Origin of the sequence: Nocardia cyriacigeorgica (assembly GCF_010868145.1) — a bacterium.
Lineage (GTDB): Bacteria > Actinomycetota > Actinomycetes > Mycobacteriales > Mycobacteriaceae > Nocardia > Nocardia cyriacigeorgica_D.
Genome location: NZ_JAAGUY010000001.1, coordinates 400,733 through 427,360, shown reverse-complemented (window position 1 = coordinate 427,360; position 26,628 = coordinate 400,733). Strand labels below are relative to the sequence as shown.

The window sequence follows — 26,628 nt, the reverse complement described above, 5'->3', positions numbered from 1 at the left end:
CATGTCCGGCCTGTCCGAACTCCTCGACGCACTGCGTGAACTCGATGTCGACGGTGGCACCGTCGCCGAGGCGCTCTGGCTTGCCGGCCATATCGACGATCATCCGAACCACGCTCCACCCCCCACCCACACACCGGACCCGGCACTCGACGCCGACTCCGGCGCCCCGGCCGCCGACACCGCCACCATGCAACCGTTGCTGCCGCGCGAAGCGCCCGCCCGGTCGCTACCCGGACCGCACACCGTGTGGCCCTACCGCACCGAGGTCGCGGTACCCGCACCGTCACCGCTCGACTCGGGCGCCGATCTGCTGGGGGAACTGCGGCCCCTGGCACGTAAGGTGCCCGACGCGCGCAGACAGGTGTTCGACGAGGACGCCTCCGTCGATCGCGTTGCCCGCACCGCGGTCGCGTGGCCCGCGACCAAACCCGCGCTGGTGCGTCAACGCGAAGTGGCGTTGGTCTTCGACCGGCATCCGTCGATGGCGGCCTGGAGCGGGCTCGGCGCAGCCATCCGGACACTGGTCGACTCGGTGGGCTTTCGCCGCGTCACCGAGTGGTACCTCGACGAAGACGAGACGGGCGCACTGCGATTGGCCACCCACGCGCACGGCGCACCGGACCGGCCGCTGTCGGTGCTGCGCGACCCGGCCGGACGCCGCGTCATCATGGTGTTCAGCGCCTGCCTCGGCGATGCATGGGCGTGGGGGACCGCGGCGACCGAACTGGAACGGCTCGCCGCACGCTCTCCGGTGGCGATCGTGCAGCCACTACCGAACCAATTATGGCGCCGGACCGGTCTGGACTGGGGCCACGGACGAATAACAGCGGTGATCCCCGACCGCCCCTCGCCCCTGCGTGTGCTCTCACCCGCGACCGCGACGACCACAGCCATCCCGGTGCTCGAGTTGACCCGCGGTTGGATCCGGCCGTGGGCCCAGTTGCTGGCCGGTGAACGCCGCTCGGCCGGCTATCCATTGCTGCGCCGCGCGCAACCGCCGACCAGCCAACGATCGCAACCTCTGTCGGTACGCCAGAACCAGGAACTCGGCCACAGTGCGATCGAACGGGTGCGGCGCTTCCGCGCGGCGTCCTCACCGGAGGCGTTCCGGCTGGCCGCGAGCCTGGCCCAGGTGCCGTTGTTGCTGCCGATCATGCGGCTGGTGCAGCAGGCGGTGTTGCCGGGCAGCAAACGCAGTGTGCTCGCCGAGGTGTTGGCCGGCGGTCTGATCGAGGACGCCGACGCAGGCACCGCACCGCCCTACACCGTTCCCGAGGACAGCCGCGTCTTCGCGTTCCGGCCCGATGTCGCCGAAGTTCTGCGCGAGGCGATCCCCCGCAGCGACGCCGCGCAGGTCCTGGCCGCCACCTCCCGGTTCATCGCCGAACGCTACGACGTGCCGGGGCCGGTGTTCCGGGCCGCGGTCTCCCAGCCGGCCGCCGGGGCAGGCGCCCCGTTCGCCTACCTGTCGCCGGAAACGTTGCGCCGCATCGCCCCCAACTTCCCCGACCCGCCCACCGGGCCACCGAGCGCGGACGACGAACGCCGCTACGCCGAGGCTGTGGGTGCGGCGGCCGCGGACATGCGCGACGGTGACGTGGAGGCCGCACTGGCCTCGACACGACACGCACTGGAAACGCTGCCGGTCGCGCACCCGCAGCGGACCGGCCTGCTCGACCAGCTCACCACACTGCTGCGGCGGCGCTGGGAATACAGCGGCGACACCGGCGACCTCGACGAAGCCATCGCCATCGCCAAAACCGCACTCGCCGAACTCGACGACACCGACGCGGGCGCCGCAGGCTTGACCCGCCTTGGCGAGCTGCTGCTGCACCGGTTCGACGTGGCAGGCGGCGCCGACTTCCTCACCGACGCAACGCGCGTGCTGCGCACCGCGCTCGACGCCACCGAACCCGACGATGCGAGCCTGGCGCAGCTATCCGAACGCCTCGCCGACGCCCTGCTGCGCCGCAGCGAGGTCACCGGTGAACCGCTCTACGCCTGGGAGGCGATCGACCTGTGTGTGGCGGCGGGACAGGACGAGGAGGCCACCGACCGTGACGCGGTCCTGATGTTCAAGATCACCCGCGCCTACCTCGATATCGCGACCCTGTCCGAACATCCGCCGAGCGAGCTGGAAGGCCAGATCGTCGAACAGTTCCGGCATGCGGTCGCGCGCATGGTCGGCGCACCGGCCGACATCGCCGCTGCGGCCCTGCTCGACACCGCCACTCGAGTGGCGCCCGCCATCCAGACAGGTGCCCTGCCTGCTCGGCTCGCACCGGAACTCGCCGCCATCCTGGCGACCCTGCCCGCTGCGGCACACAGCCCGGTGACGCTCGAGGCGGGACGGGTCCTCGCTGCCGTCGACGGCAGCGACGGCCCATGACCGCCGACGGTCGGCGCGTCGGCCGGTGGGGTGCGGTGGGTGCCGCGCTGCTGCTCGCCGGGGTCGCGGCCGGACTCGGCGCCGCCACACTGCGTTTCGTACTCGATGCGGCCACCCACATGTTGCTCGGCTCGGTCGTCGAACTCATCGCGGTCACCGACGGGCAATGGCGCACCCCGGTCGGACCGCTGCGTGAGCATGTCCTGCTGGTGCCGTTGCTGGTCGCGGCGGGCATGATGGGCGCGACGCTGCTGTCGCGGTGGGGTGGGCGGCAGGTCAACGGGACCGACGGCGTCATCGCGGCGGTCAACACCCGCGACCTGACCGGGCTGACCGTGCGGGGTGCGGCGGTCAAATTGGGTGGCACCGCGGTCACACTGGGTTCGGGCGGGTCCGGCGGCACCGAAGGCCCCGTCGCCCAGATCGCGGCCTCGCTCGGCGCGATGCTCACCCGGCGGCTGCGGCTGGCCGACGCCGAGGCCGCCCTGGTGGTGACCGCCGCGCTCGGCGCCGGTGTCGGAGCACTGTTCCAGGCCCCGATCGGCGGTGCGCTGCTGGCCGCGGAACTGTTGCGCCGACGCGGAATCGACTGGCAGGCCTTGCTGTTCGCGCTGCCCGTAGCACCGATCGCGTTCGGCGTGTTCATCGCACTGTATGGATATGAGCCCATGTTCGGGGTCAAGGACCTCGGTGCGTGGTGGGATCCGACCGGGACCGCAGTACTTGTCGGTGTCGGCGTGGTCTGTGCGGTGACGACGCGACTGTATGTGGTGAGCTTTCACCGCGTCGGCCGCCTGCTCGCCCCGGCACGCCGCCGCCCCTTCGTGACCGCGGCCGTGGCGGGTGCCGGGGTGGGAATCGTCGGGATATTCGTGCCGATGGCGCTGAGCACCGGCTACGGGACGGTCTCACTGCAACTGACCTCCACCGGAATCGCGATGCTACCGCTGTGGATGGTGCTCGCCTTGCCGCTGGTCAAAATCGCGACCACCGTCGTCACCTTGCACGCCGGGGGAGTCGGCGGGGTGTTCGGGCCGGCCATGGTGATAGGAGCCTCGTCCGGAGCACTGTGCTGGCGGCTGGCCACCGACGCGGGCCTGGCGCCGGGCCCCGCGGCGGCGTGCACGCTGGCAGGGCTCGCAGCATGTCTGGGCCCGGCCGTTCGCGCACCGCTGGCCGCGATCGTGTTCACGGCCGAGGTCGCCGGATATCACCTGCCGCCGTTGGGTCTGGTGCTCGCGGTGATCATCGCCGCCGCCTGCACTCGCGACATCACCTTGTTCCCCAGCCAGAAACCGAACCAATTGTCAAGGCGTTACCAGCAATTGGATGTGTCGGATATGTTGAAATCAGTTGTCATGAACAAAGCGCCGAGCACGAGACGCACCGACGACGCCATACGCTCCGGTGGACCGAATCAGCCCGGCTCAGCAGTGGGGGACGACCCGATGGAATCCGACGACACCCGGGGACTACCCGACCTGACCGACACACCGCTCGAGGATCTGCTCGGCGATCGTCGTCCCGATGTGACGCACGCCTTCCACACCGCGCGCCGCCGCAGAGCCGCCGTCGGGATCATTTTCGCCGGCCACAATGCGGGCGGAGGCGCGTGATCGACACCTCCCACACCCCACCACCGCACACCCACCCCGCTGCCGCCGCCGGTGAATTGACCGTCTCCGGCCTCGAATTCGATGCCCTCGCCACCCTCACCGACCACCCCGGCACCTTGGCGGTGCTGCGGCGCGCCCGTCTCAGCCGTAACATCGCCTTCCTCGCCGCAGTCCTGCGCGGCGGCGCCAGCAGTCTGACACCGCAGGCGCGGGCAGGGTTCGAACTGCTGGTGCAGGTGCAGCGTCGTGCCCCCGAGGCCGCGCGGGAGATCTTGCAGCATCCCCGATTCGGGGCGTGGGCCGCCGTCTGCGCGGTCGAGTCCGCAGCCGATGCCGCCGATCCGCAGGCACATCTGGCATCGTTCGCCGCCGCCGCCGCGATACGCGCACGGATGGACTTCGATCTGGCGCTGCCACGCGTCGGCGACGCGGTGGTCGTGCCCGGGCTCGGCTGCTGGACCGGGCCCGCGGCCACCGACCCACGAATTCGCTACCGCGGCACCGACACCGCACACCTGGACGGCTGGCACTGGACGCCGCTGCGCAGACTGTCGGCGCAGCTGCCCGCCGGGCGCATCGACGTCGAGTTCGACGACCTGCCTGCCACTCCGTCCGCCTGGCCCGACCTGCCGCCACCCGGGCCCGGCACCCGCTGGACACCGTGGAGTGACACCGAATACCGCAGCTGGCAGCAACTGTTCGGCGCGGCGATGCGGCTACTGGCCCAGGTCGTGCCCGAACTCGCCACACCACTGACCAACGGCCTGCGCGCCGTACTGCCACGCGACCGGGTGGTCAGTGCCTTCCGCACTTCCACCCTCGTCGACGCTTTCGGCGCCACCGCCATGGTGCTGCCCGCCGACCCCGTGGCGGCAGCGACCGGTCTGCTGCACGAATTCCAGCACTCGAAACTCGCCGTGCTGATGGAGATGCGTCCGCTGATCAGCACCGACGGCCCCGCCGACCTGCCCTCACCGTGGCGCACCGAACTCCGCCCACCCAGTGCCCTGCTGCACGGCGTCTACGCCCACCTCGCGGTCGCCCGGTTCTGGCACCGCGCCACCGGGCACCCCACCGCCACCTCCGTTCCCGCCGCCGATCCGGTCCGCCGGCAAACGCTCACCGCCTGCGACACCCTGCTCGACACCGACCGGCTGACCGCGGCCGGACGCCATTTCGTGACCCTGATGCGGCACACCGCCCTCACCGACAGCGACGGCCACCCGGCCGCAGCGACCCTGCGATAGGAGTAGCGAACGTGGCTGCCACGCCTCCGCCTTCGACGACCGCCGCACCGATCGTCGTCGCCCACGCCGGTGAAGACGCGGTCTGGGCGCTGTGGCTACAGCAGATCGGTACCGACGCCGGACTCGACCTGCGCCTGCACCGCGTCGACACCGCTACCGCACTGCCGCAACCGGATTCCGGCCGCATGCTCGTCCTGGTGATCAGCGACCACTTCATGCGCCACACTGCCGCGCACGACTGGACCCGCTACGTCGCCACCCCAGACGCGGTGCTCGCGGTCATCGTCGCCACGGCCACCATCCCGGCCGACGCCGAGCACCTCCGCGCCGTCGATCTGCGTCTGCTGCCCGACGAAACCCAGGCCCGCACCAAGATCCTGCACGCGCTCGGCCACAACGACACCGCCACCGCGCCACACACTCTGCAACGCGCGAACCAGATGCGGGTGCGCTACCCGAGCCAGCAAATGTTCGTCGGCTACCAGTCCAAAACGATGCCGCAGCATCAACCCGAATGGTTCTACGGCCGCGAACACGAACTCGACACCCTCCGCCGGCAACTCGACACCGCAGGAGCCTGCGTCCTGGCCGGTATCGCCGGCAGTGGCAAAACCTGGCTCGCGGCCGCCTATGTGCGGCGCTTCCGCTCCCAATACGACCTCATCGCCTGGATTTCCGGGGAGAACGGCGCGGTGATGCGCACCGAACTCGGCCAGCTCGCCGGCCCCCTCGGGCTGCCCGAATCGCTGCCACGCGCCACCCGCCACCTCGAGGTCGTCGACGCGCTGCGCCGATCCGGCACCCGCTACCTGCTCGTCTACGACAACGTCACCCCCGACCGCTTCCGCACCGGCCGCGAACACCTGCCACTGCCACGCAAACCGGCGCTGCTGTCGGACATGGTGCCCTGGGACGGTCCAGGACATGTGCTGCTCACCTCGAAGGTGACCGACTGGGACCACCCGCAACCGCTCACGGTGCCCATGTTCACCACCGCCGAAGGCGCCGACTTCCTGCGCCGTCACGTCGACGATATGGCCGAACCGATGGCACGCCAGTTCAGCGACGCCGTCGACGGCAGCCCCGTCCTGCTCAATGCACTGGCCCACCGTGGATCCCGCGGCATCGACACCGTCGACGACGCCCTGCTGCGCCGGATGCGCTCGACACCGTTCACGCTGCTGGACAAAGAACTCACCGCCTCCTACAAGCGGGCCGCCTCCATCATCGGTGACTCCGTGCGCCCCCTGATCGACGAACCCGCCGGCTCGGACGGGTGGGCAGCGGGACAGCTGCTGCGCCTGCTCACCAGTTTCGGCCCCGACCAGGCGATCTCGCTGGCCCTGCTGACCTCGACACTGCCCGGCTCGGAACGGCGCACCGGCGTGCGGCTGCCCGACCAGCTCGCCGACGCCCTCGCCAACGAACATCGCCGCCGCAACGTCCTCGACCTCATCACCCGCGATTCGGTCGCCCAGGTCTGCGCAGATCCCCTCACCGAACGCGGGCGCGCATTGAAGATCCACGCCGTGCCCTGGCACGGGATCCGCGACTTCCTTCCCACCACCGTCGCCGACACCAACCGCCACATCGCCCACCAAGTGCTGTGTGACGCCGACCCGCAACGCACCGACCTGCCCGCACTGTGGAGCCGATACCTGTGGCTGTGGCAGCAGATCGCCCACACCGAGGTTCTCGCCTGCACCCACGTCGCCCACCCCGGCGACCCCTGCGCCCAACTGCCGGAACTGATCCGCCACGTCGTCGAAGCACTGCGGGTGCAGGGCGAACTGACCGCGGCCGCCGGTTTGGGGGTGCATGCCGCCGAAGCATGGACTCCGATACTCGGCGACACCGATATCGGCGTCATCCGGATCTGGATCGTGACCGGCAACGCCCTGTGGCAGCTCGGCGACTGGGCCCGCGCCCGCGATGCGGCCATGGCCGCACTGTCCGGCGTGGAGCAGGTCCGCGGCACCTACCCGGAGGAATACGTCTGGTCCAGCGACCTGATCGCCGCGTGCATGCGCACCGCGGGCGACTGGGCCGGTGCGGTCGCCTTCAACGAACAATCGCATGCGTGGGCACAGGAATGCCTGGGGGAAGGCAGCATCGAAACCGTGCGCGCCGCCCACAACCTGGCCGTGTCCTACCGGGTGATGGGCCGATTCGCGGCCGCGATGGAACTCGACGCGGGAAACTACGAACGGTTCCGCAATGATCCGATGCTGGCCGACGACCCCATCCTGCGACTGCACTGCGTCAACAATGTCGCCCGCAACCACCGCGAACTCGGCAACTACCAAGCCTCGGTCGCGCTGCAGGAACGTGTGCTCGCCGACTTCATCGAATTGCTCGGCAGCCCACGCCAACAAAACATCCTGCGCGCCCGCAAGAACCTCGCAGTGTCCTACCGCAAAGCCGGCCGCTACACCGACGCCCTGCACATGCAACGCGATGTGCTCACCGACCATGTCGACGTCTACGGCCCCGACCATCCCGAATCCATCGCCGCCCGCACCAACGTCGCCAACGACTACCGCCTCACCGGCGACCACGACCAGGCACTCGAACACGCCGCCGAAGCGTATCGGCGCTGCTCGTCCGGATCACCCACCCACCAGTACACCGCCGCCTGCGCGGTCAACTACGCCGCCGCGCTGCGCGCCCACGGCCGCTACGAGCACGCGTTGACCCTCGACCAGGAGGCCGTCGACATCTTCACCGAACGGCTCTCCGCAGAACACCCCTACACCCTCGCCGCCCACACCGGACTCGCCTCCGACCTCGCAGGCCTCGAACGGTTCACCGAAGCCGTCGAACTCGGCGCCACCGTGCTGGACCGCTGCCGCCGCATCCGCGGCGCCGACCACGGCTACACCCTGCAAACGGCGGTCAACCTCACCCTTGACTTGCGTGCCCTCGGCCGCCACGCCGAGGCCGACGAACTCGAAGCCGACACCCTCGACCGCTACCCCCGCGCCCTCGGCGCCGACCACCCCGACTGTCACGCGGCCACAGCCCGCCGTCGCGGCAGCTGCGACGTCGAACCGCCACCGTTGTAGCCGGGCCGACTCCCGGAGTCCGTTTCTAAGTTGTGGGCCCCGGCGACATCGAGGATGGAAGCAGGAGCGAGGTGAGCCACGTGGAGCTGTCGGAGAGGGTGACAGGCTTTGCCTTCTCGGCCTCCCCCGAGCAGGCCGGCGCCTTCGTGGCGGCCTGTGCGGAGCGCACCGGCGCCGTCACTGTCTGGGCTCTCGCCGAGTCCATCGGGCAGCCGCGCGCAGGAGCGCGACATCCGGGCCATCGAGGCCGGCACGCGGCCGAACCTGCCCGCTCTCCGTGTGACCGCAGCCGAGGACGACCGGCACTACATGGCCGTCGCTGCCGCCTGGCACCAGAGCGAGACCCGCACCGACTCCTATACCCCAGCGCACCTTGGCCGACAGCATGGTCGTCGATAATGTTCACCCCCTTCCGGACACTCACCGGACGCCGCTGCCGCTGGGCAACCCGCGCCCGACATGGCACTATCGGCAAGGTGAGCACACCCACGGAGCAACAATTGCGCGACCTCGCGCGACTGCGCCGTGTCCGCGACCGCATCGACCGCGAATACGCCCAACCCCTCGACGTCGAAGCGCTCGCCCGGGACGCCCACATGTCCGCCGGACACCTCAGCCGCCAGTTCAAACAGGCCTACGGCGAATCGCCCTACTCGTATCTGATGACCCGGCGCATCGAACGCGCCATGGCGCTGCTGCGCGCCGGTGAACTCAGCGTCACCGAAGTCTGCTTCGCCGTCGGCTGCCAGTCACTGGGCACCTTCAGCACCCGCTTCACCGAACTTGTCGGCACGCCACCCAGCGTGTACCGTCGCGACGCCGCCGAAGCGACCGCAGGGATGCCCTCCTGCGTGGCCAAACAGGTCACCAGACCGATCAGGAATCGAGAAGCGCAGCCCGCCGATCCGCAATTAGCCTGATCAGCATGGATATCAGCATCAGCGCAAGCTTCCTCCCGCACACCGACCACGAAGCCAGCCTCGTCTTCTACCGAGACACCCTCGGCTTCGAAGTCCGCAACGACGTCGGCTACAACGGCATGCACTGGATCACCGTCGGCCCCGCCGACCAAGCCGACACCGCCATCGTCCTCTACCCGCCCGAAGCCAGCCCCGGCCTCACCGAAGACGAACGCGCCACCATCGCCGAAATGATGGCCAAAGGCACCTACGCCAGCATCGTGCTCGCCAGCAAAGACGTCGACGGCACCTTCGAACGCCTGCAAGCAGGCGACGCCGAAGTCGTCCAAGAACCCACCGACCAGCCCTACGGCGTCCGCGACTGCGCCTTCCGCGACCCCTCGGGCAACCTGCTGCGCATCCAGCAGGCGAGCTGACCCAGCCAACCACCGGCAACGATTCCGCGACCGGGTCCCCGCCGACGCCACGCACCACCGCTGGCGGGGACCCGTTCGTACACGCGCGACCCGCGGCGACGAATAACATCGCGCTCGACACCGAAAACCCGATCACACCACGACCACGGCGACCGCGCCCCGCCCACAGATGGAGACACCATGAGCCCGGCCACGACGAAGGCCACCGCACCAGCAGCCGCGCACCTGGCCGACAGCCACGACACCATTCGCGTCCAAGGCGCCCGCGAGAACAACCTCAAAGACATCAGCGTCGACATCCCCAAACGCCGACTCACCGTCTTCACCGGCGTCTCCGGCTCCGGCAAGAGCTCACTGGTCTTCTCCACCATCGCCGCCGAATCGCAGCGGATGATCAACGAGACCTACAGTGCCTTCGTTCAAGGCTTCATGCCCAACCTGGCCCGCCCCGACGTCGACGCCCTCGGCGGACTCACCACCGCGATCATCGTCGACCAGGAACGCATGGGTGCCAACGTCCGCTCCACCGTCGGCACCGCCACCGACGCCAACGCCATGCTGCGCATCCTGTTCAGCCGCCTCGGCACACCCCACGTCGGCTCACCGCAAGCCTTCTCCTTCAACGTCGCCTCCATCAGCGGCGCCGGCGCGGTCACCATCGAAAAAGCCGGTCGCGCCGTCAAAGAACGCCGCAGCTTCCACATCACCGGCGGCCAATGCCCGCGCTGCGAAGGCATGGGCAAAGTCTCCGACTTCGACCTCACCCAGCTCTACGACGCCACCAAATCACTCGCCGAAGGCGCACTCACCATCCCCGGCTACAGCATGGACGGCTGGTACGGGCGCATCTTCATGGGCTCGGGATTCCTCGACCCCGACAAGCCCATCGGCAAATACAACAAACGCGAACTCAACGACCTGCTCTACAAAGAAGCCACCCGCATCAAGGTCGACAACGTCAACGTCACCTACGAAGGCCTCATCCCACGCATCCAGAAATCGTTCCTCGCCAAGGACCGCGAAGCGATGCAGCCCCACATCCGCGCCTTTGTCGACCGCGCCATCACCTTCACCACCTGCCCCGAATGCGACGGCACCCGCCTCAGCGAAGCCGCACGCTCCTCCAAGATCAACGGCATCAGCATCGCCGACGCCTGTGCGATGCAGATCAGCGACCTCGCCGAATGGGTGCGCGACCTTGCCGAACCCTCCGTCGCACCACTGCTCACCACCCTGAGCCACACCCTCGACGGATTCGTCGAGATCGGACTCGGCTACCTGTCACTGGACCGCCCCGCAGGCACCCTCTCGGGAGGTGAAGCCCAACGCACCAAAATGATCCGCCACCTCGGCTCGGCCCTCACCGACGTCACCTACGTTTTCGACGAACCGACCATCGGACTGCACCCGCACGACATCCAGCGCATGAACGACCTGCTGCTGCGCCTGCGCGACAAGGGCAACACCGTCCTCGTCGTCGAACACAAACCCGAAACCATCGTCATCGCCGACCACGTCATCGACCTCGGACCCGGAGCAGGCACCGGGGGAGGGACCGTCTGCTATGAAGGCGACATCGACGGCCTGCGCGCCAGCGACACCCACACCGGCCGCCACCTCGGTTACCGGGCCACACTCAAGGAATCGGTCCGCACACCCGACGGCGCACTCGAAATCCGCGGCGCCGCACAGAACAACCTCGTCGACGTCGATGTCGACGTCCCCACCGGCGTCCTGACCGTCGTCACCGGCGTCGCGGGGTCGGGCAAGAGCTCACTCATCCACGGCAACCTCGCCGGACGCGACGGCGTCGTCGTCATCGACCAGGGTGCCATCAAGGGCTCCCGCCGCTCCAACCCCGCCACCTACACCGGCCTGCTCGAACCGATCCGCAAAGCGTTCGCCAAAGCCAACGGCGTCAAACCCGCACTGTTCTCCGCCAACTCCGAAGGCGCCTGCCCCACCTGCAACGGCGCCGGTGTCATCTACACCGACCTCGGCATGATGGCGAGCATGGAAACCCCCTGCGAGGAATGCGAAGGCAAGCGTTTCCAAGCCGAGGTGCTCGACTACAAGCTCGGCGGCCGCGACATCAGCGAAGTACTCGCCATGCCCGTCAGCGAGGCCGAGGAGTTCTTCGGCTCCGGTGACGCGCGGATACCGGCCGCCCACAAGATCCTGCAGCGACTCGCCGACGTCGGTCTCGGCTACCTCACCATCGGCCAGCCGCTGACCACGCTGTCCGGCGGCGAACGCCAGCGCCTGAAACTGGCTACCCATATGGGTGAGAAGGGCGGGGTGTACATCCTCGACGAACCGACCACCGGACTGCACCTGGCCGACGTCGAGAATCTGCTCGGCCTGCTCGACCGGCTCGTCGAGGCGGGCAAGTCGGTCATCGTCATCGAGCACCATCAAGCCGTTATGGCACACGCCGACTGGATCATCGACCTCGGACCCGGCGCAGGCCACGACGGCGGCAAGGTCGTCTTCGAAGGAACTCCCGCCGACCTCGTCGCCGACCGTTCCACCCTCACCGGCGAACACCTCGCGACCTACGTGGGCGCCTGAGCCCGACGGTGCACTCCCCCCCAACACTGGGGGAGTGCACCGCTTCAGCGCCCATGGCGAGGACTTCCAGACCATTGCGAACGAGCCGGGCGCCTGCTCAACCAGCACCGCCCCGCCCGAATCAGGGTTGCCGCGTAGGCATTCCGTTCGGGTAAGCCCACGCCAGACGGGTCAGCACGAGCGCTGCCGCCATCAAACCGAAGTCACGCAATGCGATATCGCCGTACCCGCCGACGAGCAACAGGTTGATGATGATGCCGCCGAGCCAGGCGGCAACCAGGGGCGCACCAAGGCGGGGAAACACGAGGACAGCAATACCTGCCACGATCTCGACGACGCCGACAACGTTCATCGCGGCGGCGGCATCGCCGGGAACCAGGTCGTTGAAGAAGTCGGCGAGATAGCGGGTCCAGTCGTCGGTGAGGACGTTGACGAACTTGTCGAGCCCGAACAGGATCGGCAGGACACCAAAGCCGAGCCGCAGCGCCCAAAAAGCCTGGTAACCGGGATCGGCGAGCGACGCCGCATGCCCGCTCCGGTCGGTGTGCACAGTCATCTGTTTTCTCCTTCGACGTTGACGGTCACACTGTTAGTGGCCGTGTCGGCGAAGGTCTTACCGGCCGAATAGCACTAGTCGCGTTCGGCGGGCGCTATCGCTACTGCTCGGGCTGCTGATCGAGCAGCTCCTGCAACGCCTGCGCCTCATCGGCGCAGGCACCACAACCGGCCAGATGCGTCTGCATCGCGAGATCCTCGTACCGAGGGTCATCGAGACGGCGTTCGACATACTCATCAAGTCGGTCGAAGCAGTCGTCGCAGGACAGGTACGGGCTGGTGTCGGCCAACAAGCCCGCCATCATCTCAGCGTTCGAAGCCGCTGTCGGATCGGTCATGAGGTGCTCCGGTCGGGGCGGGGATCGAGATGCCCGCTGTCGATGAGGGCGGCCCGCAGCCGACGACGGGCATCGTGCAACGTTTTGTAGAGGGCATTGCGGGTGCTACCCAATCGGTCGGCCAACACGTCGATCGGCACCTGCTCCACCACCAACGCCACCAGGATCCGCCGCTGATGCGCGGTGAGGTCCCTGGCAATCGCGGCCTCGACCGCATGGGCGAGCTCGGTGGCACCCAGCACTGCTTCCGGGGTCGCCGACCCGTCGGCAACAGAAGTCAGCGCGTCCGGTAACGGGATTTCGCGATGCCGCCAGGCCTGGCGACGAACAGCGACACCGGCGTGCAGAACCCCGAACTTGTAGACCCATGTGGTGAAACGACTGCGTCCCTCGAACGTGGGGAGCTGGCGGAGCACGGCGACCACGGCGTCATCGGCACATTGCTGAGCCAGATCCTCCAGATCTCCGGCACCCACACCGGGCAGCTGATCACGCAGCCGCCACACCTGATGCCGGGTCGCCCGCAGCAATACCTCACGCAAACGCGCCACCGCGTCACGACCGGCGGGACCGTCGCCGGACAGATCGGCCTGCCACTGCTCATCGGCCCGCGGGTGCGCCACGCCGGAGGTCGTGGGGTTCACAGTGCTCACAGTAGCCCCTCCCGCGACGGCATCGGCGCAAGAATGCGGACCGCCAACTCCGGCGGGCAGCCCCTATCCACCAGCTGCAACAACGCATGCAGATCGAACCCGGGATCGGCGACCACAGCGTCTGCCAAACGCGCAGGGAAACCGGACTCCACGAGCCAGCGACGACGCCAGGCCCGGACTTCGGCCGAGAACCCGCGAACTCCTCCGCGGGACGCCTGCGGCGGCAGATGACCAATCATGCACAGTTAGTGTCGCCCGCCGCGGACTTCTTACCCACGACCACAAGTACCCGATACAGCGTTACATTCAGTGTCTACATGTCATACTCGCCTGGCCCCGGCGACACGAGAGGCCAGGTACCGCCGTTGACAGACAACGCCCAAGTAGCAGTTGAACTTCTCCGCGACGCGAGCCAGTTCAAGTGGTATGTCATCCCACTGCTGCTCATCGTCATCTACATCTACTCCGTCGAAGTCGAACGACGGAACTGGAATGTCCTGTTCGCCGGGCTAGCACTGTGGGGCATGGACTGGTTCAACGAAATCTGGAACGCCCTGGTCTTCCACGCCACCGGACGCGCACCCGTCTGGGCGGCCATCGGACCCACCGCATATCAGATTCTCATCGGCCTCAATATCGAGATCTGCTTCATGTTCGCCATCATGGGCATCGCCGCAGCAAAAATGCTGCCACCCCGCGACACCCGCATCTTCGGCCTACCCAACCGGCCTATCCTCATCGCCGCGAACTCCGCCGCCGCCGTCGGCGTCGAAGTGCTCCTCAACAAAGCCGGAGTACTCAGCTGGGAATGGTCATGGTGGCAGCCAGGCTTCCCCTTCCTCATCTGGCTCATCGGCTACGTACCGTTCTTCGCCGTCTGCTTCTTCGTCCACGACCTGCCCACCGTGCGCGCCAAAGCATGGACCGTCGGCGCGATCTTCGGCGTGAACGCCGTCGCGCTGATCGCCTTCGGCGCCGCAGGATGGTTGTGATGCGCGCCCACACCATGCGGAGAACCGCGCTCATCGCCGCCGCCGGACTCGTCATCACCGGCATCACCACCGATGCGATGACCACCGCCGAGCCGAGCTGCACCCTCATCGGCACCGTCGGCACCCCCGAAGTGACCGTCGACGAATCGGATGCCGGGCTGGAAAACTTCACCCCGGCCACCATCGACCTCCCCGACCGGATCTACTTCCGCACCACCACCGAGTCGTTCAACCGACGCTGGACTTTCGCCACCCGCGACGGGCACGTCTACGTCAAAGAAACCGCCGCCGAGGGAGGTTGGCGCACCGTCGCCCTCCCCGGATGCCTCGCGGGCCGCATCACCGGCCTCTCCGCAGATGACGACGAAGTGATGATGATCGACCGCGACGGCCGATTCTTCACCATGGATCACGCGCTCAGCGCGCCACGAGACTGGAACTGGAGCAGCCGCTACGGCACGCCCTTGTGGACAGGCCCCGGCAACACCCTGCCCACCGACACCCGAACTTGGTCCTGGTCGGTGCTCTCACCCAGCGAAGATCACCTCTGGCGCGACACTGCGGGCAATGATCACCCCGTCGGCGGTGCGAAGGTCTCCCACGTTTTCACCCTCACCCACGGCGGTCACCGCATCCGCTACATCGACCCCTGGCTGCCCGTGGACCACAGCTACGAGATGGCCACACCGCACGCGGGCCGCTTCCAGGCCGTGGCACTGTCCACGAGCGCCTCGACCTCACTGATCGTCAACCGGTTCGGCGACTTCTACACGCGTCTCTACGATTTCGACATCTCCGGCGCCGACAAGGTCTTCTTCCGCTACTCCTACGACGACCAGAGCCACCTGTCCGAGGCTCCCGACATGGTGTCGGAACGCATCGACCCCCGCTACGCCGCCATCCAACTGCCCGCGCCCGACTGGGTGCGCCAGCCGAAGGTTCCGGGTGAGATCACCGACCGAATCTCCATCCACCGCACCGGCCCCAGTTCCGAGGCCCGCGAGTTGCGCGTCGAAGGGCGCGACGGAGGCCGAAATGGCTACTGGGTCAAACAACTCACGGCTGAGTCCTGGACGTTCGTCCACACCGATCAGCCGCTGATCGGGACTCGGCTGGAGAATCCATCGACCGACCGCTCACTGGACACACTGGCAGCTCCATCGCCGTACAACTATGCCGGCAAGTCCACGTATGGTTGGAGCGCGCGGATAGACACCTTCGACGTCGCGGTCACTCCGACACCACTGCACATACTTTTCGGCGACGGCACCCAATTGGACCTGATCCTGCACACCGTCGACGGATTACGCCAGACTCCGCAGCAGCTGGGAATCTCCGACCAGCCGCGCCGTTTCGACGGAACGATCGAGATACCCGCCGACATACTCGCCGACCCGGATGGGCAATCCGCCGCCGTCCGCGACTTCATCCGAAACACGCTGGGCGCACATCGCTTCACCGACACCTCCGTCGAGGTGACCTCCATGGGATTCCATATCGCCCAATTGGATGTGACCATGGGTCGCGCATGATACGGACTGGGAGGGGAGTGGTTGTCGGTGGTGCGAGCCGGATTCAGCGGAATTGATTCCCACGCAAGCGCGGGGGCGGTCGAATCAGAGCGGCAACAACCTCCGGAAGAATCGCGGCCCGAAACGGGTCAGGCCAGCGCCAGAGCGAACCAGGCGCAACAGGCAAGCAGAACGAGCGTGATCATCCAGACGGCGCGAGTGGTGTACGTGTGTCGCACGATGGGATCTCCAGGGTTCAGACGAAAGTGAAGCGTTCGGTATGGACGCGCTCCGCCGGGATCCCCAGGCCGGCCAGAGCGTCCTCGACAGCGGTGACCATCGGTGCGGGGCCACAGAGAAAGTACTGCCAGCGCCGGTACCGGGACGGAAGGTGTCGCTGCAGCGATGCCTCGTCGACGAACCCAGCTTCGCCGTCCCAGCCCACCGGCGGGTCCTGCGGTACGAGCACCGTCGTCACGTCCAGACGCTTCGCCAAGGCCGAGATTTCGGTGTCGAAGGTCTGCTCGGCGATGGTGCGGACCGCGTAGAACAGCAGAAATGGGCGCCGGTCACCACGATCGGCCATGGTCCGCAGGATCGAAACCATCGGAGTGATGCCGACTCCGCCGGCGATGAGCACGAATCCGGGCCCTTCATGACGGTCGGGGGTGAACACCCCATGTGGGCCGTCCAGGAAGGCGCGGGCGCCCGGGGTGATGTCGCCGATTGTGGAGGTGAAATCGCCGAGCGCTTTGATGGTGATCTCGATGCGGTCGTGATCCTCGGCGCTCGAGGAGAAGGAGAACGGGTGAGCAGTGACCGCGAAGGGGGACCGATCGACGGTCAGCCAGCCGAACTGTCCCGGTTCGAAACGGAAACCATCGTGCCCAGCGGGGGTCAACGTCAGCGTGTGAGCGTTACCGCGTTCGGCGGTGACCCGTTCGACATTCCACGGCCGCCGCAGTCGCCGCAGCGGCGCGACGACCCGTACCCACACCAGCAGGCCGACCAGAGCTGAGGTCATCACCGTCCACAGCCACACCTTCCACACGGTATCGACGTAGTAGCCGACCAGCAGCATATGCGCCAACGCCAGCGCCACCACCGCCACCGACAGTGCACCGTGGAGCAACTGCCACACCTCGTAGCGGATCCGCAACCGCCGCCGCCACACCGAGGTCGCGACCACGGTCAACAGCAGCACGGTCGATGCGATCGCGCAGCGGGCACGCCACGGCGCCTCGGCCAGATTGAGCAGAGCGACGATGTCGATCCCGCCGATTTGCAGAAGGACCGGATGGGCCAGGATGAACGTGAGCGCCACATAGGAGACCTGGCGGTGGAACTGCACGAGCGCGTCTTCACCGAACGGTGCCGCCATGGCACGGAAGCGGGCGACGAGCGCGAATTGGGTGCCGAGCATGGCCATTCCGACGAACCCGAGTGCCACCGAGAACTCCACCCAGAACCCACGGCCGCCTTCGACGGGTCCGATCACGGCGAAAACGAGTGGCACCACGGCAACCGCTACGTACAGCGCGAACCATCCGAGACCTCGAACCACCACAGACACCAGGAACCTCCCGCGAGAAGTGTGAGCCGTGACAACCTCGGACGGCTCGAGTATCCGGCTGTGCGTGCGAGCCGATTCCACGCGACGGACATCTCGGCGGCTTCTGATTCGATCGTGGTCATTCGGTCTCCTCGCCGACTGTGGCGACACACCGCAATCCGGTGGACTCGAACGTCACATCGGTGACGAGCCATCCAGTCAGGGTCTCATGTGCATCCTCGAATGTCGCAGCTAACGCGCCGGGGACCCTATACCTGCACCCACAACACATTGGCAAAACCGCGCGACGGTGGCCAGGCTGCTCAGGACCACCGTCCCGACGCCCGTGTGATGGCGAGTGCTTTGATGCGCGATGGGGGAGGTCAACGATGGCGTCTGCCGGATTCCACAGAACCGCCTCCCATTGGCCCTCCGGGGAGTGCAGTCTGCACACCAACCACCGAAATCTGCGACCGGATGGTGTAGTCGCGCACGCCGAGGTTCGCCCATTGTGGAGACCCAGATCACACCAACCATTGATAGGAAGTATCGCCGCCATGTCTGTAACTGCCACCACGAAGCTGCGCGCGATCGCCAGTACTGCTCCCATCGACGAGATTCTGTCGATCGTCCGCGAGGATGGCGGCGTGATCGTCAAGGGACTGCTCACGCCGGATCAGGTCGCACGCTTCAACACCGAGGTCGAGCCGGCCCTGCAAGAGCTGAGCGCCGGATCCAAGCACGACAACGAGATCGTTGCCGAATTCCACGGGCGCAACACCAAGAGGCTCACCAACCTCGTCAGCCGGAGCGAGACGTTCCGTCGCGATGTGATTGATCACGACCTCGTCCATGCGCTCGCCGACGCGGTGTTTCTCGAGGAATCGGGAACCTACTGGATGACGACCGCTCAGGTGATCGAGATCGGGCCGGGCAACGCCGCCCAGATGCTGCACCGCGATCTGGAGAACTGGTTTCCGTTCGTCGGCATGGGCCCGGCTGGGCCCGAAGTGACCGTCAACTTCCTTATCGCCCTGACCGACTTCACCGAGGAGAACGGCGCTACCCGGGTGATCCCTGGCAGCCACAAGTGGGAAGACTTCGAGGACCGCGGCACCCCCGAACAGACCGTCGCCGCCGAGATGAGCGCAGGCGATGCACTGTTCTTCAGCGGCAAGACCGCCCACGGCGGCGGCGCGAACCGCACTTCCGACGAGTACCGCCGTGCGGTCAGCTTCGCACTCAACCCGGGTTTCCTTGTCGGCGAGGAGGCGTACCCGTTCCTGGTCGACCGCGAACTCGCACGATCACTCCCACCCCGCGTTCAGCGTCTCATCGGATTCCGCTCGCAGTACCCGACCGGCTCGCCTGGACTGTGGCAGGTCGACTACAGCGAACTCGCCGACTACCTCGCCCTCTGACGTTACAGACATTCCGTTCGGATTCGGCGACTACCAACTGAAAATCGTGTGGGCCAGAACGATGTGACGTTCTGGCCCACACGCATTGCCAAAGGTCGTTACTTCCGCATTCCCGAATCCGGCACCCGCCTGCCGATGATGAGTCCGACCCTCCGATGTGCGTCGGCAGCCGCGTTGTTGGCGTGCAGCGCCCGGTACGCGAAGTAGTAGACCAAGCCCTGCGCTCCCCACGTCGCCAGCGCCGCGGTGTAGAACACCGTGCGCATTTCGTCGTCGAAGGGGAAGGGGAAGAAGTCGTAAGTGATGGCGATGGTGGTCGCCGCAGCGGTGACCAACGCCGTCCAGATGGCAAGCCGTCTGGCACCGATACCCCAGAGCCGCTTGGCGAAGTAGGCCAAGAACAGCGTCGTGAGCAGGTTGACCACGAGATAGAACGTGGCCGGGCCGAGATGCAGCGTCTCGTCATGGAACCGCCCCAGGTACAGGCCGCCCACGATGGCGAGCCCGAACGCGCCGATCTCGACGGCAAGGGGCGGCTTATACCGATGGGTCACAGCCATCAGGCCCAACACGAGGACGAGCGTGAAACCGAATGATCGTGAGAACGCGTCGAGGAAGTAAGCAATGGAGTAGGGGACGCCGCCCTCATCGGCGCCGAGAAGCGACCCCACGAGGAAGTTGCTGGCTGATACCCCGACGACGATCCATTCCAGGCCGAGCATGTAGTTGCCGTACTTGCGGATGAACTTCCATCCGAAGCAGAAGCCGACGACCAATAACCAGACATCGGCCACAAGGAAAAGCAGGTCCTTCATTGCCTTGGCCCCTTTCGTATTCAGGTGGCCCAACTGTCGCCACCCAGTGACTGCGGTCACAACGACACTGCGCACCTGTTCGAGTCGCCGGCGGTGCAACATGCACCCCCGGGTGCACGCTGCACCCGATCGGCCGAAAGGAGGTGCGCGCTGTCGTTGTGACCCAGGTCTCGGATTGGCGACAGTGGACCCATCAAGACGGGAAGAACGAGGAGTTGGCAGCCATGACAGCTGAGGTACTGAGCGGGGTCGCGGAGTTCGACGTCGTCATCATCGGAGCGGGAATCTCGGGAATCGGTGCGGCAACGTATTTCAGCCGCAAGCTTCCGAACAAGTCCCTCATCGTTCTGGAGGGCCGCGACAACATCGGCGGCACGTGGGATCTCTTCCGCTACCCCGGAATCCGCTCCGACTCCGACCTGCACACCTTCGGATACGAGTTCAAGCCGTGGCGCCACGAGTCGGCGATCGCGGACGCGCACCTGATCCGGGAGTACCTGCAGGAGACGATCGACGAGAACAACCTGGCGCGTCTGATCCAGTTCCGTCACCGAGTCGTGCGATCGGAATGGTCCTCAGCGGACTCGAAGTGGACCCTCACTGTCGAAGCGACAGACCCCGTCACCGGCTCGACCCTCACGAAGACGATCCGCACCGGGTGGGTTTTCGCGGCCACCGGCTACTACCGGTACGACCACGGGTTCTCCCCGGAGTTTCCGGGCCGCGACGATTTCGAAGGTCTGCTGGTTCATCCGCAGCACTGGCCCGAGAACCTCGACTACAGCGGCAAGAAGGTCGTCATCATCGGCAGCGGCGCGACCGCGGTCACGATGGTACCGGCGATGTCGACCGGCGCTGGTGCGGCCCAACACGTCACCATGCTCCAACGCACTCCGACCTACATCATGCCGATTCCTCGCGTCGACAGAGTCGCTGTCGCGCTCACGAACATTCTCGGCGCCACACGCGGATATGCGGCGACAAGGTTCAAGAACATCTGGACCGAACGGGCGATCGTCAAGGGTCTTCGGACGTTCCCGAAGACAGGCCGGTGGTTGATCCGGCGCGAGAACGTCAAACGGCTTCCCAACGGATTCGACGTCGACAAGCACTTCAACCCGCCCTACAACCCGTGGGACCAACGGCTGTGCGCGGCCCCTGATGGCGACTTCTTCGACGCGATCTGCTCCGGCAACGCTTCCGTCGTCACCGACTCGATCGCGAGATTCAGCAAGCGCGGAATTGTGCTCGAGTCGGGCGAGGAACTCGAAGCCGACATCATCGTGACCGCGACCGGGTTGAACATGAGGCTCTTCGACGGAATGCCGATCGTGGTCGACGGGCAGAAGGTCGACATCGCAGAATCCTTCGCCTATCGCGGGATGCTGCTGAGCGGAATCCCGAACTGGGCGATGGCCATCGGGTACACGACATCGTCGTGGACTCTGAAGATCAGCCTGATGTGCCGTTACTTCATCGACCTGGTCAAGCACATGGATGCTCACGGATACGACCGGGCGGTCCCGATCCCGCTTCCGGGAATGGACCGCAGGCCAGTGATGGACCTCGAGTCCGGCTACGCCAAGCGCGGCGCGAAAATGCTGCCCAAACAGGGGCCGACGGCGCCGTGGCGGATGGCGATGTCATACCAAGAGGACGCCAAGGCACTGCGCGGTCCGGTCGCCGACGAGAACCTCCAGTTCGGCATCCACCGAAACGAAAGGCAGCGGGCACATGTCTGACCAGTACGCCACCCTCTCGTCCATGACGACGATCTGCTTCCGCGACTCCGGTGACAAAGCCGATCCCGCGATCCTGCTCATCGCCGGGCTAGGCGAGGACCTCACCTTCTGGACCGACTCGTTCATCGAATCTTTAGTCGCCCAAGGATTTCGGGTCATCGTGATGGATAACCGCGACGTTGGTCAATCCACGTTCGCGGCTACTCCGGCGCCCGCGCTGTGGCGTCAAGTGATCGGTCGCCCCCGCAGCGACGCCTACTCGCTGTCGGACATGGCGAGCGACTGTGTCGGCTTGCTCGACCATCTACGGATCGCGCAGATTCACCTGGTCGGACGATCGATGGGTGGAATGATCGCTCAGACGATCGCTGCGACAGAACCTCAGCGAGTGCTGTCCCTGACGTCCATCTATTCGACCACTGGGGCGAGCAACGTCGGCCAGCCGGCGCTGTCGACGATGGGGCTGCTCGTCGCTTCGCCACCCAAGAACAGAACAGCAGCCGTGCGCAACCACCTGCAATTGACCAAGCACATCGCGGGCACGGCATACCCCATCGATGACGCCGAGGAAGCCACCATCGCGGCGCGCGGTTGGGATCGCAGCCGGGGAGACCAGGCCTCCGGCGTGGCTCGCCAAATTCAGGCAATCCAGTCCTCCGGAGACCGCACTGCCCAAGTGCGCAGGATCGTCGCCCCAACGCTGGTCATCAACGGCGATCGTGACCTGATGGTCAACCCGAGTGGCGGCACCGCAACGGTCGCCGCAATCCGCTCGGCCCAGCACGTGGTCATTCCCGGCATGGGCCATCACATTCCAGCAGCCCTGGTCGACCCCATCACCCGCTACATTTCGCAACACGCGGCCCGCGTGAGCGGAGGCGGAAACCATGTCGAAATATCGTAGGGCCGCTGCATGAAAGCCACCATCGCGACCGGTCTGCGAGCCGCCGAACACATCGGCCACCTGTCCACCGCCGAGCAACGAGCCTCGGCATAAGGCACTCCGTTCCCGCAGGTTCAGGGAAGACTGTCGATATGGAGCAACTGTGGCCCCTGCCCGACCGCGAGGTCGCTGAGGCGATCCGGTCAGTGTGCCAGCGTCTGCTACAGGACACCGACGCCTTGGCCGAAGCGATCGCGGGGGCAGCCCTCGTGGTGCAATACGGTCCCGATCTGCTTCCGGATGCATCGCTGGTGGAGGGGGACCGGCTGCTCAACCGCTCCGATCTCGTCCAGTGGCTCACCTCGAACATCCAGCATCCGGGGCAAAGGGTGGAGCCCTATATCGGCCCGGGGATAGCCGCGTACATCAGCGATCTCGTCTCTCGCGGTATCGCGCCCGACTTCGCCGGCGGCTGGCGGGCGGCACTCGGTATCGGCTGGCGCCGCTGGCTCGAAGAATGCGTGGCGCACTGTACAGACCCTGCTCTCCTCGTCGCTGTCCTCGACGTGTCGGGAACGTCGTTGGTGCAATACGCCCTCGACTCGGTCACAGCCTTGCGCGAGGCGAGCCTGGCGGCCGCGATGGGCAACGCGGACGCCGACGCGATCGCACTGATCCAAATGATCGCCAGTGGAGCGCGGGTGACCGAGGACCTCGCGGAGGGGCGCCTGCGGTACCGGATGTCGCGCTCGCACGTAGGACTCGTTTTGTGGACCGACAATCCGCAGCAGGCCGGCGCCCTGGACGAGGTCGTCGCGGCCGTGCGCGCTGCGTCGAGCGAGGGGAGCGCCCTCGTCGCTCGGGCAAGCGCGACGTCGCGTTGGATCTGGCTATCCGGGGCAGCGGCCCCGGACCTGCATCACGTCGAGAAAGTCGTATCGAAGCCCGAGGACGTTCGAGCAGCTGTCGGCAGGCCTGGACGCGGCCTCGAGGGCTTCAGGTCCACGCACCAAGACGCCCTCGCGGCCCAGGCAATGATTATCCGACTCGGATCCGCCCGGCGCTTTACGGCGTACGCGGACGTCGAGCTCATCGACACCCTCACCAAGGACCGGGCCGGCGCGCAACGGTTCGTCACCAAGACCCTCGGTCCGTTGGCCGAAGCCGACGAAGCATTACGCCAGGCGCTGCTGACCTACGTACAGTGCGGATTCAACACCACTCGGGCGGCGGCCAACCTCTACGCCCACCGGAATACCGTCGAGCGCCGAGTCTCGCGCGCAAACGAACTCTCCGTGGTCAAGGTGGAAGACAACCCCACGCACGTCGCCGCGGCGCTGTTGGTGCTGGATATTGCGCCCGATCTCGCAGCAGACACGCGTTAGTGGTACGGCGCCGAAGTATTAGTTGGACGGGTCGGGTTCACGTTCCGAAAATGCCGTCACATCGTCGCCCGGGCACCCTCCCGCAATACGTCACTGTGACGTATTGCGGGAGGGTGCCCGGGCGAGAGGGGAGTGGGCGCGGGTGGCGTAAGCAGGTATCAGAGGATCGAGGCTACGGCTGTGCGTTCGCCCGCGGTGGCAGCGTGTGCAACCCTGCATCGAGGCGCAGATAAGTCGTGTGACATCCGCGGGGCTGTGACACGACCCGAATCCGAAGCTGACACCGGGCCGACCTGACATAACGATGAGGGCGTTTTGGCGCGGCTACCGTTGGCGCAGTCCGTGCGTCCCTGCACCGAATGTTGCGTCCACAAGGCTCAGAAGGGCTCAGACATCGGGCCGCCCCGATACCTCGGGGGCGGCAAATGTGGCGCATTCGCCGCGTCGGATCCCAGCCCCTTCCGGCGCCACCGTATAACTACCGATAATCAACATTATGTTAAGTACAAGGCTGGGTATTGCATCAGATGAATCAGACCCACCCTCCCCGGACGACTCTTCGCCCTCGTGACGGTCGCCGCGCTGAAACGCCGAGCCAACCGGGTACCCGCGCAATGTGCCGGCAGGCCTTGTCTCCGCCGTCGCGGCGGCGCACGATCGTAGCAAGCCCCGGTTGTTGTCGTTGTCATCTCAGAAAGGACCCTTGAAATGCTTGCCAAGGCTGCCGCGGCGGTCGCCGCAATTGTGATCTCGCTGTCCGTTTGTACCATCGCCGCACCCACCGCATCAGCCGCGCCGTCGCCCGAGACGACCCCCGCACTCGGCCCGGTGGTTATCTGCCTCAACATTCCGCTCGGCTCGGTGTCGGTGAGCTTCTGCATCTGAGTCCGCCCCTTCACGGGCGTCAACCCGAGACCTGGCCTCACTGATGGCCGGGTCTCTTCATGTCCCGGATTCATGGAGCGCTCCCCCGCGTCGCGGTCTCTGTGTCACATATCGACGGGCCCGAGCGTCTTGTGGGGTGACACAGTCGAGAATGAGAAGCAGGAGCCGCTCATGACCAGTACACCGCCGGGTAGCGACCGCCCCGACGCGGCGACCGAGACCTTCCTGGCCCACCGCAACCTGCTGTTCACCGTCGCCTACGAAATGCTCGGTTCGGCTGCCGACGCCGAAGACGTGCTGCAGGAGACGTGGCTGCGGTGGGCGGGTGTCGACCTGGGCACGGTGCGGGATCAGCGGGCGTTCTTGGTGCGGATCACCACCAGGCAGGCGTTGTCGCGGTTGCGTACGTTGGGTCGTCGCCGGGAGTCCTATGTGGGTCCGTGGTTGCCGGAGCCGTTGCTGACCGCGCCGGATGTGGCCGAGGATGTGGAGTTGGCCGACAGTGTGTCGATGGCGATGCTGCTGGTGTTGGAGACGTTGACGCCGACCGAGCGGGCGGTGTTCGTGTTGCGTGAGGTGTTCGCGCTGGCCTATGACGAGATCGCTGATGCGGTGGACAAGAGTCCTGCGGCGGTTCGTCAGATCGCGCATCGTGCCCGTGAGCATGTGGCTGCGCGCCGTCCGCGCGGGGTGGTGTCGCCTGCGGAGACGCGCAGTGTGCTGGAGGCGTTTCAGCGTGCGGTGGAGACGGGTGATCTGCAGGGGTTGCTCGATATGTTGGCGCCGGATGTTGTGTTGCTCGGTGATGGTGGCGGGGTCAAGCAGGCGTTGCCGCGGCCGGTGGTGGGGGCAACGCCGGTGGCCAGGTTGTTCGCCGTGACCTGGGATCGGGTGGGTGCTGCGGCGTCGTTCGAGATCGCGCAGGTCAATGGGTGTCCGGCGTTGATTTTGCGGCTGGATGGGGAGCTCGACAGTGTGATGGCATTGCGGATCGACGATGGGCTGATCACGGGTTTGTATTCGGTGCGCAATCCGGAGAAGTTGTCGCGGATGGAGCAGGAGATCGCGGTGAGTCGCTGAGCATGCAGGGTGGTTCCGGGGCGGCGCGGCGGGCAGGGGCATCGGGTTTCGCGAACCCCTCCCGGTCGAGACTTGAATGGGTCATACTTCGGAATGTGTCCACCACCTCGGACTTCGAGCGGATGCTTCGCGGGGCGTCGCTGCGGGTGACGGCTGCGCGGGTGGCTGTACTGAGCGTGGTGCATCGCCATCCGCATGCTGATACCGATTCGATCCTCGGCCTGGTGCGCGAGATGCTCGGTTCGGTGTCGCATCAGGCCGTCTATGACGTGTTGCGTGCGTTGACGGCTGCGGGTCTGTTGCGTCGTATCCAGCCGATGGGGTTGGTGGCGCGTTACGAGACGCGGGTGGGTGACAACCATCATCACCTCGTGTGCCGGTCGTGCGGTGCGATCGCCGATGTGGAGTGCGCTGTCGGCGAGGCGCCGTGTCTGACCGCATCCGATGACAACGGTTTCGTGCTCGATGAGGCCGAGGTCATCTATTGGGGTGTGTGCCCTGATTGTTCACCTTCGCCTCCTCCCCTGCCCTCACACCGGTGATCGCAGCCCGATTCACCCCTTCCCGAAAGGATCGTTGTGTCAGACAAGTC

Annotated in this window: 22 protein-coding genes; 16 read left to right on the top strand and 6 right to left on the bottom strand. The window is 66.5% G+C overall.

Translation table 11 applies throughout. From position 1 onward, the window contains the following. Position 1 precedes the first annotated feature (1 nt). The 7 genes from GV792_RS01840 to GV792_RS01810 all read left to right on the top strand — a co-directional run bounded on the left by GV792_RS01840 (position 2) and on the right by GV792_RS01810 (position 12,224). Entirely contained in the window at positions 2-2,389 is a 2,388-nt protein-coding gene (locus GV792_RS01840; protein WP_163821819.1) for an SAV_2336 N-terminal domain-related protein, read from the top strand. Then, positions 2,386-4,005, top strand: coding sequence for a chloride channel protein (locus GV792_RS01835; RefSeq protein WP_163821818.1), 1,620 nt, complete (start codon positions 2,386-2,388; stop codon positions 4,003-4,005). The genes GV792_RS01840 and GV792_RS01835 overlap by 4 nt, the downstream gene beginning before the upstream one ends. Then, a complete protein-coding gene (locus GV792_RS30005) occupies positions 4,002-5,252 on the top strand; it encodes an aKG-HExxH-type peptide beta-hydroxylase (RefSeq protein ID WP_163821817.1) in 1,251 nt (416 codons plus the stop codon). Before GV792_RS01835 ends, GV792_RS30005 begins: the two co-directional genes overlap by 4 nt. 11 nt (positions 5,253-5,263) lie before the next feature. Beyond that, a complete protein-coding gene (fxsT, locus tag GV792_RS01825) occupies positions 5,264-8,317 on the top strand; it encodes an FxSxx-COOH system tetratricopeptide repeat protein (protein ID WP_163821816.1) in 3,054 nt (1,017 codons plus the stop codon). Positions 8,318-8,793: 476 nt separating this feature from the next. Next, complete coding sequence (locus GV792_RS01820) at positions 8,794-9,237, top strand: helix-turn-helix transcriptional regulator (RefSeq protein WP_163821815.1); 444 nt, start codon at positions 8,794-8,796, stop codon at positions 9,235-9,237. A 5-nt stretch (positions 9,238-9,242) separates the two neighbouring features. Continuing rightward, positions 9,243-9,653 carry a VOC family protein gene (locus tag GV792_RS01815; RefSeq protein WP_163821814.1) on the top strand — a complete coding sequence of 137 codons (411 nt, stop codon included), beginning with the start codon at positions 9,243-9,245 and terminating at the stop codon, positions 9,651-9,653. Between the two features lie 180 nt (positions 9,654-9,833). Continuing rightward, entirely contained in the window at positions 9,834-12,224 is a 2,391-nt protein-coding gene (locus GV792_RS01810) for an ATP-binding cassette domain-containing protein (RefSeq protein ID WP_163821813.1), read from the top strand. 121 nt (positions 12,225-12,345) lie between these two features. Here GV792_RS01810 and GV792_RS01805 read toward each other — a convergent pair whose 3' ends face one another. From GV792_RS01805 to GV792_RS01790, 4 genes are all read right to left on the bottom strand, one after another. After that, positions 12,346-12,780 carry a DoxX family membrane protein gene (locus GV792_RS01805; RefSeq protein ID WP_163821812.1) on the bottom strand — a complete coding sequence of 145 codons (435 nt, stop codon included), beginning with the start codon at positions 12,778-12,780 and terminating at the stop codon, positions 12,346-12,348. 100 nt (positions 12,781-12,880) lie between these two features. Beyond that, on the bottom strand, positions 12,881-13,117 hold the full coding sequence (locus tag GV792_RS01800; protein ID WP_163821811.1) for a hypothetical protein: 237 nt from the start codon (positions 13,115-13,117) through the stop codon (positions 12,881-12,883). Next, positions 13,114-13,761 carry an RNA polymerase sigma factor gene (locus tag GV792_RS01795; RefSeq protein WP_309138705.1) on the bottom strand — a complete coding sequence of 216 codons (648 nt, stop codon included), beginning with the start codon at positions 13,759-13,761 and terminating at the stop codon, positions 13,114-13,116. Before GV792_RS01795 ends, GV792_RS01800 begins: the two co-directional genes overlap by 4 nt. A 5-nt stretch (positions 13,762-13,766) precedes the next feature. Further along, positions 13,767-14,009 carry a hypothetical protein gene (locus GV792_RS01790; protein WP_163821809.1) on the bottom strand — a complete coding sequence of 81 codons (243 nt, stop codon included), beginning with the start codon at positions 14,007-14,009 and terminating at the stop codon, positions 13,767-13,769. 126 nt (positions 14,010-14,135) lie between these two features. Here GV792_RS01790 and GV792_RS01785 point away from each other — a divergent pair, with 126 nt between their 5' ends. Further along, positions 14,136-14,762, top strand: coding sequence for a hypothetical protein (locus tag GV792_RS01785; protein WP_218579803.1), 627 nt, complete (start codon positions 14,136-14,138; stop codon positions 14,760-14,762). Next, complete coding sequence (locus GV792_RS01780) at positions 14,762-16,294, top strand: hypothetical protein (RefSeq protein WP_163821807.1); 1,533 nt, start codon at positions 14,762-14,764, stop codon at positions 16,292-16,294. The genes GV792_RS01785 and GV792_RS01780 overlap by 1 nt, the downstream gene beginning before the upstream one ends. Positions 16,295-16,529: 235 nt before the next feature. Here the strand turns inward: GV792_RS01780 and GV792_RS01775 are convergent, their stop codons facing one another. After that, the gene (locus GV792_RS01775) at positions 16,530-17,837 is read right to left on the bottom strand and encodes a ferredoxin reductase family protein (protein WP_218581179.1); all 1,308 of its coding nucleotides are present in this window, start codon (positions 17,835-17,837) and stop codon (positions 16,530-16,532) included. Between the two features lie 545 nt (positions 17,838-18,382). Here GV792_RS01775 and GV792_RS01770 point away from each other — a divergent pair. After that, positions 18,383-19,246, top strand: a complete 864-nt coding sequence (locus GV792_RS01770; protein WP_163821806.1) for a phytanoyl-CoA dioxygenase family protein — start codon at positions 18,383-18,385, stop codon at positions 19,244-19,246. A gap of 98 nt (positions 19,247-19,344) precedes the next feature. Here the strand turns inward: GV792_RS01770 and GV792_RS01765 are convergent, their stop codons facing one another. Then, positions 19,345-20,061 (bottom strand): transporter, encoded by a 717-nt coding sequence (locus GV792_RS01765; RefSeq protein ID WP_163821805.1) that lies wholly within the window; start codon positions 20,059-20,061, stop codon positions 19,345-19,347. Between the two features lie 224 nt (positions 20,062-20,285). Here GV792_RS01765 and GV792_RS01760 point away from each other — a divergent pair, with 224 nt between their 5' ends. The 6 genes from GV792_RS01760 to GV792_RS01740 all read left to right on the top strand — a co-directional run bounded on the left by GV792_RS01760 (position 20,286) and on the right by GV792_RS01740 (position 26,578). Continuing rightward, entirely contained in the window at positions 20,286-21,803 is a 1,518-nt protein-coding gene (locus GV792_RS01760; protein ID WP_163821804.1) for a flavin-containing monooxygenase, read from the top strand. Between the two features lie 22 nt (positions 21,804-21,825). Continuing rightward, positions 21,826-22,707, top strand: coding sequence for an alpha/beta fold hydrolase (locus GV792_RS01755; protein WP_256668593.1), 882 nt, complete (start codon positions 21,826-21,828; stop codon positions 22,705-22,707). A gap of 131 nt (positions 22,708-22,838) precedes the next feature. Beyond that, positions 22,839-24,071, top strand: coding sequence for a PucR family transcriptional regulator (locus GV792_RS01750; protein WP_163821802.1), 1,233 nt, complete (start codon positions 22,839-22,841; stop codon positions 24,069-24,071). 708 nt (positions 24,072-24,779) lie between these two features. Then, a complete protein-coding gene (locus tag GV792_RS28985; protein WP_175583239.1) occupies positions 24,780-24,956 on the top strand; it encodes a hypothetical protein in 177 nt (58 codons plus the stop codon). Between the two features lie 171 nt (positions 24,957-25,127). Further along, positions 25,128-26,036 (top strand): RNA polymerase sigma-70 factor, encoded by a 909-nt coding sequence (locus tag GV792_RS01745; protein ID WP_163821801.1) that lies wholly within the window; start codon positions 25,128-25,130, stop codon positions 26,034-26,036. A gap of 122 nt (positions 26,037-26,158) precedes the next feature. After that, on the top strand, positions 26,159-26,578 hold the full coding sequence (locus GV792_RS01740) for a Fur family transcriptional regulator (protein ID WP_175583907.1): 420 nt from the start codon (positions 26,159-26,161) through the stop codon (positions 26,576-26,578). Positions 26,579-26,628 lie beyond the last annotated feature (50 nt).